The sequence below is a fragment of the Aestuariivivens insulae genome (genome assembly GCF_022662195.1).
Taxonomy (GTDB): Bacteria; Bacteroidota; Bacteroidia; order Flavobacteriales; family Flavobacteriaceae; genus Aestuariivivens; species Aestuariivivens insulae.
In genome coordinates this window covers 98,677-112,073 of the sequence record NZ_JAKMCS010000006.1, presented here as the reverse complement: position 1 = coordinate 112,073, position 13,397 = coordinate 98,677, and the positions used below count along the sequence as shown (strand labels likewise).

General features: G+C 37.5%; 14 protein-coding genes. 13 read left to right on the top strand and 1 reads right to left on the bottom strand.

What is annotated here, in order from left to right; translation table 11 throughout:
* Positions 1-171: 171 nt before the first annotated feature.
* The gene (thiL, locus tag MR062_RS09185) at positions 172-1,218 is read right to left on the bottom strand and encodes a thiamine-phosphate kinase (RefSeq protein WP_242203860.1); all 1,047 of its coding nucleotides are present in this window, start codon (positions 1,216-1,218) and stop codon (positions 172-174) included.
* Between the two features lie 154 nt (positions 1,219-1,372).
* Here thiL and MR062_RS09180 point away from each other — a divergent pair, with 154 nt between their 5' ends.
* The 13 genes from MR062_RS09180 (at position 1,373) to MR062_RS09120 (ending at position 13,284) form a co-directional block, all read left to right on the top strand.
* Entirely contained in the window at positions 1,373-2,611 is a 1,239-nt protein-coding gene (locus MR062_RS09180; RefSeq protein ID WP_242203859.1) for a choice-of-anchor B family protein, read from the top strand.
* A 254-nt stretch (positions 2,612-2,865) separates the two neighbouring features.
* Positions 2,866-3,195 carry a HesB/IscA family protein gene (locus MR062_RS09175; protein ID WP_242203858.1) on the top strand — a complete coding sequence of 110 codons (330 nt, stop codon included), beginning with the start codon at positions 2,866-2,868 and terminating at the stop codon, positions 3,193-3,195.
* 52 nt (positions 3,196-3,247) lie between these two features.
* A complete protein-coding gene (gene sufB, locus MR062_RS09170; RefSeq protein ID WP_242203857.1) occupies positions 3,248-4,696 on the top strand; it encodes a Fe-S cluster assembly protein SufB in 1,449 nt (482 codons plus the stop codon).
* A 17-nt stretch (positions 4,697-4,713) separates the two neighbouring features.
* On the top strand, positions 4,714-5,133 hold the full coding sequence (locus MR062_RS09165) for a hypothetical protein (RefSeq protein WP_242203856.1): 420 nt from the start codon (positions 4,714-4,716) through the stop codon (positions 5,131-5,133).
* 23 nt (positions 5,134-5,156) lie between these two features.
* On the top strand, positions 5,157-5,909 hold the full coding sequence (gene sufC, locus MR062_RS09160) for a Fe-S cluster assembly ATPase SufC (protein WP_242203855.1): 753 nt from the start codon (positions 5,157-5,159) through the stop codon (positions 5,907-5,909).
* A 97-nt stretch (positions 5,910-6,006) separates the two neighbouring features.
* Positions 6,007-7,320, top strand: a complete 1,314-nt coding sequence (sufD, locus tag MR062_RS09155; RefSeq protein ID WP_242203854.1) for a Fe-S cluster assembly protein SufD — start codon at positions 6,007-6,009, stop codon at positions 7,318-7,320.
* Between the two features lie 120 nt (positions 7,321-7,440).
* The gene (locus MR062_RS09150; protein WP_242203853.1) at positions 7,441-8,655 is read left to right on the top strand and encodes an aminotransferase class V-fold PLP-dependent enzyme; all 1,215 of its coding nucleotides are present in this window, start codon (positions 7,441-7,443) and stop codon (positions 8,653-8,655) included.
* A gap of 148 nt (positions 8,656-8,803) precedes the next feature.
* Positions 8,804-9,868: a zinc metalloprotease gene (locus MR062_RS09145; protein WP_242203852.1), complete on the top strand. Its 1,065-nt coding sequence runs from the start codon at positions 8,804-8,806 to the stop codon at positions 9,866-9,868.
* An 81-nt stretch (positions 9,869-9,949) separates the two neighbouring features.
* Positions 9,950-10,747, top strand: a complete 798-nt coding sequence (locus MR062_RS09140; RefSeq protein WP_242203851.1) for an META domain-containing protein — start codon at positions 9,950-9,952, stop codon at positions 10,745-10,747.
* Between the two features lie 131 nt (positions 10,748-10,878).
* Positions 10,879-11,301 (top strand): SufE family protein, encoded by a 423-nt coding sequence (locus tag MR062_RS09135; RefSeq protein ID WP_242203850.1) that lies wholly within the window; start codon positions 10,879-10,881, stop codon positions 11,299-11,301.
* Positions 11,302-11,356: 55 nt separating this feature from the next.
* Positions 11,357-11,680, top strand: a complete 324-nt coding sequence (locus tag MR062_RS09130; RefSeq protein WP_242203849.1) for an SUF system Fe-S cluster assembly protein — start codon at positions 11,357-11,359, stop codon at positions 11,678-11,680.
* Between the two features lie 81 nt (positions 11,681-11,761).
* Positions 11,762-12,268 (top strand): DUF2480 family protein, encoded by a 507-nt coding sequence (locus tag MR062_RS09125; protein WP_242203848.1) that lies wholly within the window; start codon positions 11,762-11,764, stop codon positions 12,266-12,268.
* 71 nt (positions 12,269-12,339) lie between these two features.
* A complete protein-coding gene (locus MR062_RS09120; protein WP_242203847.1) occupies positions 12,340-13,284 on the top strand; it encodes a DUF3078 domain-containing protein in 945 nt (314 codons plus the stop codon).
* The last annotated feature ends 113 nt before the right edge of the window (positions 13,285-13,397 follow it).

Genomic DNA, 13,397 nt, shown 5'->3' with positions numbered 1-13,397 from the left:
CAAGCATGTTACACGTCACGTAAAAGAATTTAAATGCAGATACTGTAACAAACACTTTACAACAGATCAATCTGGAAACATCACAACGCTTACTCCAAAACACAGAGAAATTAATTCTGTTTTAGAAAAAATTCACCATAAAAAACTAAAACGGAAAAGCTTACAGCCGCACTAACCATTAAAGTTTTTCCAACCTTGTGCCTTTAAAGCAATTTTGGTTTCCGCTCTGGTCACTAAATGTGCCCCCTTTTCTTTTTCGGTCATATGACCAATTACAGTGAAATTTGGATTCGCTTTTATTTTAGGAAAATCGTCCTGTGAAATGGTGAACAAAAGCTCATAATCCTCGCCACCGTTTAAAGCTACCGTCGTACTATCTATATTAAACTCTTCACAAACAGATATCACTTGTGGATCTAAGGGTATTTTATTTTCATACAAATCGCACCCCACATTACTGTGCTTGCACAAATGTAAAATTTCAGAAGACAGACCATCGCTTATATCAATCATTGCTGTTGGCCGCACATCTAAATCCTCAAGCAATTTAACAACATCCTTTCTAGCCTCTGGCTTTAATTGCCGTTCAACAATATAGGTATAAGGCTCCAAATCGGGTTGATTGTTAGGATTAACTTTATACACTTCTTTTTCACGTTCCAAAACCTGAAGCCCCATATAAGCACCCCCTAAATCTCCTGTAACCACTAACAAATCGTTAGGCTTTGCTCCAGATCGATAAACAGCTTTCCCTTCTTCCAACTCGCCAAGGGCAGTAACAGATATTAACAATCCAGATGTAGAAGACGTCGTATCTCCTCCTATTACATCTATATTATATATTTTGGCAGCAGTCTCGATACCTGCATACAACTCTTCTAAAGCTTCAACTGGAAATCTATTGGACACAGCTATAGAGACCGTAACCTGGGTTGCTTTGGCATTCATGGCATAAACATCCGACAAATTGACCATTACAGCCTTATAACCTAAATGCTTTAATGGCATATAACTTAAGTCGAAATGCACTCCTTCAACCAGAAAATCGGTAGTAACAACAATATTTTTATTCTTAAAATCAAGCACAGCGGCATCATCACCAATACCCTTTACAGTTGACGACTGCTTAATTTCAAAATGCTTGGTAAGGTGATCTATCAATCCAAACTCACCTAATTCGCTTAATGATGTTCTTTGTTGGTTTTTATCTTCAATCATGTTGCAAAAATAAGAAGCTATTTTTTATAAAGCACTCATTTGTTAAAGTATAATAACATTAAAGCAAGGCTTCTCAATAAGTTATTCCGTTAAAATCGATGAAGCGCAAGGCTTATTAATAAATATCGATTAAATTTGATAGAAAATACTGCTTATGAAATTCAGCCAAAAGAAAATCACAGTACTATCTTTAGGTTTGTTTCTTGTTGCCTTAGTTTGCCTTCAGTCTTGCCACAAAGAATCTGTAGATCCAGTAACAGAAGAACCTACAGCCTCCATGTACCCTTGTGAAAATGGTTTTGCCGATATTTACCCATGTAACGGTTTTGATTTAATGGCCCACATACCGCTAGCTACTCTTAATGCTAGTTCTGGAAGTGATTGTTGGGGCTGGACAGATGCTTCAACAGGTAAAGAATATGCCCTAATATGCCTTAACAACGGTACCGCTTTTATAGATATCTCTAACACAAAGGCCCCCATCTATTTGGGCAAACTGCCTACCGAAACCATAAACAATGATTGGCGCGATGTTAAAGTATACAACAATCACGCTTATATTGTGGCCGATAATGCTGGCGATTATGGCATGCAGGTTTTCGATCTCACACAATTACGCAACGTAAGTAACCCTCCAGAAATATTTACTGTAAATAATGTTTATACTAATGTTGGCAGTTGCCACAATGTTATTGTTAATGAAAATAATGGCGTCGCTTATTTGGTTGGTTGCGATTCATATGGTGGAGGCCCCATTTTTATTGACATTTCAAACCCTCAAAACCCTGTTGAATTAGGAGGATATGCCGATTTAGGCTATACCCACGATGCTCAAGTTGTTACCTATAATGGACCGGACGTATCCTACCAAGGAAAAGAAATTTTTGTGGGCAGTAATGAAAATGAAGTTGTAATCGTTGATGTTTCAGATAAAACAACCCCCCAATTTATATCCAAGATTAGCTATAATAACTTTGGGTATGCCCACCAAGGGTGGTTTACTAAGAATATGAAGTACTTTATTGTTGGAGACGAGGAAGACGAAATAAGTTTTGGCAACAATACCAGAACCATTGTTTTTGATTTCACCGATTTAGACAACCCAGTATACCATATGGATTACCTAGGCCCCTCTACCGCCATTGACCATAATGGGTATGTACAAGACGATTATTTTTTTCAGGCCAACTATAGGGCAGGAATGCGAGTACTGGACCTCACTAACATTTCCAACAAAACGATAACCGAGCTAGGTTTTTTCGACACATACCCCGAAAACAACACTACTAATTTTGATGGTGCTTGGAGTGTCTACCCTTATTTCCCAAGTGGAAATATTATTATAAGCGATATTAATCGCGGCCTATTTGTTGTTAGAAAAAGTGGTTCGTAACACTAACGTTGTAAGCCTAAGCACATTCCAAATAAAGTGAAAAAATTTGGCATGCAACCATCTGCCCATAACAATCCCTTTTTAAAAGCTTTTCTTTTTTCGCTTTCATATTACGAATTAAACAATAATCCCAACTTTAAAAAAGAATAACAAAAAACTATGAAACCATATACCAATATAATGTTAGGTTATATGGTTTTGCGGGACTTATATTGTATATTTGCACTCTATTTAGAAATAATCTAATTAAGGATATGATAAAAGTTTCTGAAACAGCTAAGAAGAAAGTCATTGAACTTATGACCGAAGACGGCTACAACCCTTCAACCGACTATATTAGAGTTGGTGTTAAAAGTGGTGGTTGCTCTGGGCTATCCTATGATTTAAAGTTCGATAAAGAACAACAGGAAGAAGACAAAATGTTTGAAGATAACGGCGTGAAAATTATCGTAGACAAAAAAAGTTTTTTATACCTTATAGGAACTACGTTAGAATATTCAGGCGGGTTAAATGGTACGGGGTTTGTTTTTAATAACCCTAATGCCAATCGTACCTGTGGCTGTGGAGAATCCTTTTCACTCTAATCCTATCTAAAATCTTCAATAACAGGAAGACTTTAAAAATTAAACTCGAGACATGAGTAAATACACCGAAGACGATTTAAGAGAAGAATTAAAAACCAAAGAATACGAATACGGTTTTTATACCGATATTGAATCGGATACCTTTCCTAATGGGTTAAACGAAGATATCGTTAGAGCCATTTCAGTAAAAAAAGAAGAACCTGAATGGATGACCGAATGGCGTCTGGAAGCGTTTAGAATTTGGCAAGATATGATCGAGCCAGAATGGGCAAACGTTAAATATGAAAAGCCAGATTTTCAGGCCATATCATACTATTCTGCACCTAATAAAAAACCAAAATACGACAGTTTAGACGAAGTAGATCCAGAATTATTGGCCACCTTCGAGAAGTTAGGCATTTCATTGGACGAGCAGAAAAAATTGGCTGGAGTTGCCATGGATGTTGTAGTCGACTCGGTTTCGGTGGCTACTACCTTCAAAAAAACCTTGGCGGAACAAGGCATTATTTTTATGAGCATTTCTGAAGCCATTAAAGAGCATCCAGAACTTGTAAAAAAATATATAGGCACTGTAGTTCCTAAAAGAGATAATTTTTATGCGGCCCTAAACAGCGCAGTATTTAGTGACGGTAGTTTTTGCTACATTCCTAAAGGGGTAAAATGTCCTATGGAGCTATCCACTTATTTTAGGATTAACCAAGCAGGAACCGGACAGTTTGAGCGTACTTTGGTAATTGCCGATGAAGGCAGCTACGTAAGCTACCTTGAAGGTTGCACCGCACCAAGTAGGGACGAAAACCAACTACATGCTGCTGTAGTAGAACTTATTGCCCTCGATAATGCCGAAATAAAATACAGTACCGTACAAAACTGGTATCCCGGTAATGCCGAAGGTAAAGGTGGCGTTTTCAACTTTGTAACCAAAAGGGGGTTATGCGAAACCAATGCTAAAATTTCCTGGACCCAGGTTGAAACAGGCTCTGCAGTAACCTGGAAATATCCAAGCTGTGTACTTAAAGGCGATAATTCGGTTGGTGAGTTTTATTCCATTGCCGTAACCAATAATTACCAACAGGCCGATACCGGCACTAAAATGATTCACTTGGGAAAAAACACCAAGTCTACTATCATTTCAAAAGGTATTTCGGCAGGAAAGTCACAAAACAGTTACCGTGGATTGGTGCAAATTAATTCAAGGGCAGAAAACGCACGTAATTTTTCGCAGTGTGATAGTTTGTTAATGGGCAACGAATGTGGTGCACATACCTTCCCTTATATAGAAGCTAAAAACAAATCGGCTAAAATAGAGCACGAAGCCACGACCAGTAAAATTGGCGAGGATCAAATTTTTTACTGTAACCAACGTGGTATAGATACCGAAAAGGCCATTGCATTAATTGTAAATGGTTTTAGTAAAGAGGTATTAAACAAGCTCCCTATGGAGTTTGCTGTTGAAGCCCAAAAATTATTGGAAATAAGTTTAGAAGGATCTGTTGGTTAAAAATCAAATTCTAAAAAATGAAAAAAACACTTTTAATAGCATTGATTTCAGTAGCATTTTCAAACTGTAAAAATGAAGCCAAATCTAACCCATTAGAAGATAATACGTCTGCCAATGTCACCGAACGCACTGCAAAACAAGGCGATGGACTAACGCTATTAAAAGGTGAATTTGTGTATTACGACGGGGCAGCAGTGCTACAAACCCACGCCGATATTTATGGCGTTTTTATTACCGATAAGATGCATGAGTTAAACAAGCTCGTCCAACAATACAAAACGGCTCCAACCGATATGATCCCTGTTGAGATTAGAGGAAGGATTACCGATAAAAAAGATGACAAAATCCTTTGGGAACATAAAGTAGAAATTAAGGAAATCCTTAATGTTTTTGAACCCAAAAAAGAAGATAATAACGTTGTAGAATTAGGTAGCTAATTACTGAGATTTAAAATAATCATATGTTAAAAATTGAAAATTTACACGCAAGTGTTGAAGACAAAAGTATTTTAAAGGGTATTAACCTTGAAGTAAAGCCAGGCGAAGTACACGCCATTATGGGCCCTAACGGTTCGGGAAAAAGTACATTGGCCTCTGTGATAGCAGGTAAAGAAGAGTACGAAGTAACCAAAGGCAGCATTACTTTTAACACCGAAGATATAGAAGATTTAGGAGCTGAAGAACGAGCACATAAAGGTATATTTTTGTCGTTTCAGTACCCTGTAGAAATTCCAGGTGTATCTGTTACCAATTTTATAAAAACAGCAATTAACGAATCGAGAAAAGCACAAGGCCTAGAGGAAATGCCTGCTAAGGATATGCTTAAGCTTATTCGTGAAAAAGCCGATTTACTGGAAATCGACAGAAAATTTCTGTCACGCTCGTTAAACGAAGGATTCTCTGGTGGTGAAAAAAAGAGAAATGAAATCTTTCAAATGGCTATGTTAGACCCCAAGCTGGCTATTTTGGATGAAACCGATTCTGGTTTGGATATCGATGCGCTTCGTATTGTTGCCAATGGTGTTAACAAATTAAAAAGCAAAGACAATGCTGTGGTTGTTATTACCCATTACCAACGTTTGTTAGACTATATTGTACCAGACTATGTACATGTTTTACATAATGGTAAAATAGTAAAGTCCGGCACCAAAGAGTTAGCCCACGAACTCGAAGAAAAAGGATACGATTGGATTAAAGAAGAGGTAAACATATAATTAATTGTTTTGTCATTCCTGCGAAGGCAGGAATCCACAATAATAGCATTAAACCACAATTAATAAAGATTCCTGCCTTCGCAGGAATGACAGTAAAATGGATTTAAAAGACAAGTTATTATCATCATTTATGATTTTCGAGGACAGAGTCGATAACGACGCTTATGTTCAAGACGTAAGAAATGATGCCATAAAAATATTCGAAGAAAAAGGCTTCCCTTCAAAAAAAGAAGAAGCCTGGAAGTATACTTCTTTAAATAAAATTTTAAAAGAAGACTACAGTGTGTTTCCTAAACAGGAAAATTCGATAGAATATAGGGACATAAAAAAATATTTAATCCACGATATAGACTCTTATAAAATTGTTTTTATCGATGGTAAGTATTCATCCCATTTATCCCAAACCACACACGAAGGCATAGATGTTTGTTTAATGTCGGCCGCATTTTCAAAACCAAAGTACCGTTTGGTTATAGAAAACTATTTCAATAAAGCCGCAAACAACGACAGTTTGACTTCTTTAAACACGGCGTTTTCAAATGAAGGGGCTTACATTTATATCCCAAAAAACAAGTTGGTTCAAAGGCCCATTCAAATCATTCATTTTTCAACTGGAAACGAATCGGCAGTAATGCTTCAGCCCAGGAATTTAGTGGTTGTGGGAGAGAATTCACACGTTCAAATTATAGAACGCCATCAAAGCCTAACGGACAACCCAGTATTGACCAATAGCGTTACCGAAGTATTTGCTAGCAAACGTGCTATTGTAGACTATTACAAAATTCAAAACGATAACTTAAATGCGTCGTTAATAGACAATACTTTTATCAAACAAAAACAAGAAAGTATTGCTTCAGTACATACCTTCTCGTTTGGTGGTAACTTAACACGAAACAACCTCAACTTCTATCAAGAAGGTGAGCGTATCGACTCTACTCTAAAAGGCGTAACCATAATTGGAGACAAACAACATGTAGACCACAACACGTTGGTACATCATATAGAGCCCAATTGTGAGAGCCACCAAGATTATAAAGGTATTTTTGGCGACAATGCAACAGGCGTTTTCAACGGTAAAGTTATTGTAGAAAAAGAAGCCCAAAAAACCAATGCATTTCAGGCCAACAACAATATTTTGGTAAGCGATAAAGCAACCATAAACACCAAGCCCCAGTTGGAAATATTTGCAGACGATGTAAAATGTTCACACGGTTGTACTATTGGCCAGTTAGACGAAAGTGCCTTGTTCTACTTACGTTCTCGAGGTATTCCAGAAAAAGAAGCCAAAGCCCTTTTAATGTACGCCTTTAGCAACAATGTATTAAGCTCGGTTAAAATCCCCGAATTAAAACAACGCATCACCAAAATTATAGCCAACAAATTGGGCGTGAATATTGGGTTCGACCTTTAGTACTGAACTTGTGTCAGTATCTATTAAATTTTTTTTTGAAGCTATTTCCCGCTATCCGCTGTATCTTTTTCTCGTATCTCAAAAAAGGATGCCGCTTCTATCGGGGCTAAACCAAAGACTATGTTTAAAGTAGAAGACATCAGAAAAGACTTTCCCATACTTTCCCGTAAAATAAACGGTAAGCCTTTGGTCTATTTCGATAATGCGGCCACCTCACAAACGCCACAACAGGTTATAGACTCCATTATAGATTATTACTCAAACTACAATGCCAATATCCATCGTGGTGTACATAGTTTAAGTCAGGAAGCTACCGATAAATATGAACAGGCACGCAAGAAAATTCAAGCTCACTTTAATGCTAAATTTTCCCATGAAATTATTTTCACCTCAGGCACCACCCATGGGATAAACTTGGTCGCCAATGGCTTTTCTTCGTTATTAAAGCAAGACGACGAGATCATTGTATCTGCTCTAGAGCACCATAGCAATATTGTGCCTTGGCAAATGTTATGCGAACGTACTGGAGCCAAATTAAAGGTCATTCCCATGAATACCGATGGCGAGTTGATCATATCTGAATTCGATAAACTCCTATCAGAAAAAACAAAACTGATTTTTGTAAACCATATTTCTAACGCACTAGGGACTATCAACCCAATAAAATACATTATAGAAAAGGCGCACAACATTGGTGCCGCCGTTTTAATAGATGGTGCACAGGCCTGTCCACATATAAAACCAGACGTACAAGAATTGGATGTCGATTTTTACGTGGCCTCGGCCCATAAAATGTGTGGCCCAACAGGGGTTGGCATGCTCTATGGCAAAGAAGAATGGCTAAATAAACTACCGCCTTATCAAGGTGGTGGTGAAATGATTGCCGAAGTAACCTTTGAAAAAACCACTTATGCCGATTTGCCCCATAAGTTCGAAGCAGGCACCCCGAATATTTGTGGCGGTATTGCCTTTGGCGCTGCATTGGATTATATGAACACGGTTGGTTTCGATACTATTGCTACTTACGAAAACGATCTGTTGCAATATGCCACCAAAAAACTTTTAGACATAGACGGCCTAAAAATCTACGGGACATCAAAACAGAAAACTTCGGTCATATCCTTTAATTTAGAAGGCATACACCCCTACGATGTAGGCACCATATTAGACAAACTGGGTATTGCTGTTCGAACTGGTCATCACTGCGCACAGCCCATTATGGACTTTTACAAAATTCCGGGCACAGTAAGAGCTTCTTTCGCTTTTTACAATACCAAAGCAGAGATTGATGCACTGGTTGAAGGCGTTAAAAAAGCAAAAATGATGCTTTCTTAAAGTGTTTATGTCTACCTAGTTATAAACCTTAATTTTTCAAAACCTAAATCCTCTTTATCGATTATTTAATGCTTTCAGTGTGAAATATTTAATTTATTTCCCAAAAAAAATTATCTTCAACATCAACTAATTCAAAAACCATTTAATAATGAAAAAAGCTTTCTTAAGTATGGCTACTATAGCCTTATTTTTCACAGCTTGTAATGAGGATATACAAGCCCCTATTCAAGAGCAACAAATTGACATGAGTGATTTTTATGTTTACACTGGTGCCGACGATGACGCTACTTCAAAACTAGCCAATGGAAAAAGCAACAAGAAATCTTGCTACACCATGGACAATCTAAACCGCTTGTTAAATGAAAACCCAGCCTTGGAGAAAAAAATGTATGATATTGAATATCATACCAGAAAATTTATTGCTACTAAAGGAAAACCAACAGGAGGCGGAGGCAAGCCTGGTGGAAATACTGGAGAAACAGATGTAGATGTATCTCCAGTAGAAGATGGCATGGGCATCATTAACATACCTGTTTACATTCACATCGTTTACCCAGATGCCAGTGTTATTACCCAAAATCAAATAGATACCCAAATGGCGACTTTAAATGCCGATTTTAGAGATACGAATGTAGACCAATTACCTTCTGGGACTACCTTTGCAAACGATGCTACCGATGCAGGCTTTAGCTTCTCTTTATCTGGCGTTTACAGACATAACGATCCAACCTCATCTTGGGGCACCAACGATTCTGTAAAATATGCATACCCGCCAAAGACACCAGAGACCCATTTAAATATTTGGGTTTGCAATATTGGCGGTGGTATCTTAGGATACGCACAATTCCCAGGTGGTTCATCAAGCACAGACGGTGTGGTTTTAGGCGGTAGCTACTTTGGAAATACTAGTGGTGTCTATGGCTTAGGTAGAACAGCAACACACGAAGTTGGCCACTACTTTAACCTGCGTCATATTTGGGGTGATGGGCCATGTCGTTATGACGATTTTGTTTTAGACACGCCTTCTGCCCGTTCCTCAAATGGAGGATGTCCTTCCTATCCATCAGTTAGTTGTAAATCGGCAGATATGACCATGAATTATATGGACTACACTTACGATGCCTGCATGTACATGTTCACAGACGGACAGCGCAATAGAATGCGTGCTATTTTCCAAACTGGTGGGGCAAGAGCTTCAATGATTGGAAACTAATTCTTAATCCCAAAAGATAATTTAAAAGACGCCTACTTTGGCGTCTTTTTTGTACCTTAAAAATAAATATAAAATAGCTTCATGAAATTGACTTTAATAACATGCTGCATCATAGCTTTGAGATGCTGTTGGGGAGGACCTTCTGATTATACCTTGATGATGAAATTACAGCAAGAGCATAACGCTCCAAAAGAACTTAACGGTAATTACTTAATAAAGGATTTAGAAAAAGAAGATGTCTCTTCTTTTAACCTCAACATGACCTTCAACAATAACACCAAACAGGTTTTTGGTTTTTCTGGCTGTAATCGCTTTTTCGGGTCTTTTTCATTAAACAACAATGATATAACATTTAGTGCCTTGGGGAGCACTAAGATGCTTTGTAACGATAATGCCAATCGCATTGAAGAAAAACTTTTTAAAACATTTCAAAAAGCAAACCTTGTACTCTTCTCCCAAAATGGCATTTCGTTTTTCAACGACAAAAAACTATTGTTATATGCGACCAAAGAAATAGCTTCAGATGATATCAAAATAGAATATTCAGCCTCATCAAGAGGGTTTCGAAAACAAATCATAATTACCAAAGAGACGATTTCAACCGTAAATAAATTAAAGGGCGACACTATCACCAAAAATTGTAGCCCAGCCCATTGGGAACGCATAACCAAAGCCTTAAAACCTATTGAGGTCGAAACGATTTCAGCATTGGAACCTCCTTCTAAAGATCATCAATTTGATGGTGCCGCTATAGCCCGTCTAAGAATAACCCAAAACGGTAAAACCTACGAAACCCAAGCTTTCGACCATGGCAACCCACCCAAAACAATTGCCGAACTTGTTAAAGAAATCTTATCAATTTCAGAAAACATTGAATAGCAACTTTTGATGTTGTATTTTTGTAAACTAAAATTAACTGTCTGGTCGAGAGCAGTCGAGACCAATTGGTCCTAAATATTAATCAATAACCTCCCGACTGCACTTGAGGCGACAAACTTAAATTTATTATTGTGACTATTGAAGCCATACAACATGAAATTATAGACGAGTTCTCAATGTTCGACGACTGGGAAGAGCGTTACCAATATATGATAGATCTGGGAAAAGAATTGCCCCTAATAGACGATCTGTATAAAACCGAGAGCAATATCATTAAAGGTTGCCAAAGTAAAGTATGGGTACATGCCGAAATGACGGACGATAAAATAATATTTACTGCCGATAGCGATGCGATTATCACCAAAGGTATTATTGCTATTTTAATTCGCGTGTTTTCCAATCAGCACCCAAAAGACATCATTGATGCTGACACCGATTTTATTGATCGCATTGGATTAAAAGAACACTTATCTCCTACCCGTGCCAATGGGTTAGTGAGTATGATAAAACAACTTAAAATGTATGCCATAGCATACCAAACACAACTTAGTTAGTTTAACTGCTTGTTATCGACAGATATACATGGCTTAACAATTAAAAAGTAAAAAAATGAGTGATACTATAGATACTACAGCATTGGGCGAAAAAATAGTAAACGTTTTAAAAACCATTTACGATCCGGAAATACCCGTAGACATTTACGAATTAGGACTAATTTATGATGTCTTCGTTAATGAAGATTATGATGTAAAAATCTTGATGACCCTAACCACACCTAATTGTCCTGTGGCTGAAACATTACCACTAGAAGTAGAAGAAAAAATAAAATCGTTGGACGATGTTAAAAGTGCCGAAGTAGAGATTACTTTCGACCCGCCTTGGACCCAAGAACTAATGAGCGAAGAAGCCAAGTTGGAATTGGGAATGCTATAAAATTAGTTTACAGTATTCAGTGGCAATTGGCAGTATCAAAATTCGTGCTTAATTGCAAAAATAAATTAGCAGTATACACTTGTGAAAGACGAAATTGTAAATCGCGTTGCGAACAGTAAATTGGTAACCTTAGACCTTGAGGATTATTATCCTAAAGGCAATCGTATTTTGTTTGATATCAAAGATTGGCTGTTAGAAGGTTTGGTACTACGTGAAAAAGACTTTAGAACACAAGCCCTAGACCACGATTGGTCACAATACCAAGATGCGTATGTTGCCTTAACCTGCAGTAGCGATGCCATTATTCCGGGGTGGGCCTATATGCTTTTGGGTATTTATTTAGAGCCAATTGCCAAAAAAGTTATTGTTGGTGACTTAGAAGGTCTAGAAACGGTCATCTACCAAGATATTATAACCCATCTGGATACTTCAGAGTTTGAGGACAAACCCATTATTATAAAAGGGTGCTCTAATAAACCTGTCCCCCAAAATGCTTACATCATGCTTGCCAATAAGCTTAAACCCATAGCTAAATCTATTATGTATGGTGAGGCTTGCTCTTCTGTACCCCTCTTCAAAAGGAAATAATTTTAGCCCATATTTTGTAATCTAATTCATCTAAATTATATATTTGCAGAAACTTTATTATCCGTAAACCTATGAGAAAACTATTGTTATTGCCTATTTTCTTTATAAGCATGGTTTCCATTACTGCACAAACCAAAGAAGAATTACAAGCTAAAAAAGCCGAAAAACAAGCCGAACTGGATGCCGTCAAAAAAGAAGTTAATGCATTGCAGAAACAACTTGATGAACTCCCTGGTTGGCATGTGAATGCTTTTGGAATCATAGGAGGAAGTTTATCCAATTTTAAAAATTGGTACGCCCAAGGCACTCCTAATAATGCTTCGGGGAATTTTGGCATTACCTTTAATGGGCATGCCAATTTAATCGAAGAGAAATACTTCTGGAGAAATGCCTTAACCATTAAACTTAATTGGGTAAAACTCGATGATAAAGACGACCCCAATGATGATGATAGTTTTAGACCTACAACCGATGTGTTTAACCTATCGTCTCTTTATGGACGAAACCTAAGCAAAACCTTTGCTGTATCTGGCTTAATGGAATACAGAACCACCTTGCTCGATAACTTTAACGATCCTGGTTATTTAGATGTTGGTGTGGGGGGTACCTGGACGCCAATTTCAAATTTAATAGTGGTGATTCACCCCCTAAACTACAATTTTGTATTTAGTTCTGGAGAAACCATTTTTGAATCGTCTATGGGTACTAAAATTGTAGCCGATTATACCCGTAAAATTGGCGCCATTAATTTTAAATCCAATGTATCGGCTTTTGTTAGCTACAAAAGTAGCAACTATTCCAACTGGACCTGGTCCAACTCCTTTAGCTATACCCTATGGAAAATGATAGGTGTTGGTTTCGATTTTGGATTGCGAAGCAATAAACAAGAAGCACTGGACTTTGCATTAGGACAATACGATCCTTTAGCAGTCCCAGCACAAACCGAACCGACGTTTGATAATATAGACAACAAATTACAAAGCTATTACACTATTGGTTTAAGTTACAAATTCTAAGAAAACTTACCCAAATAAGAAGATACTTTAATGATCGTCAATACGAGGAGCATGGCAACGTGGCAATCTATTGGCAAAAGGCAGTTAATTTAAATGTAGCATCTAATTTTTCA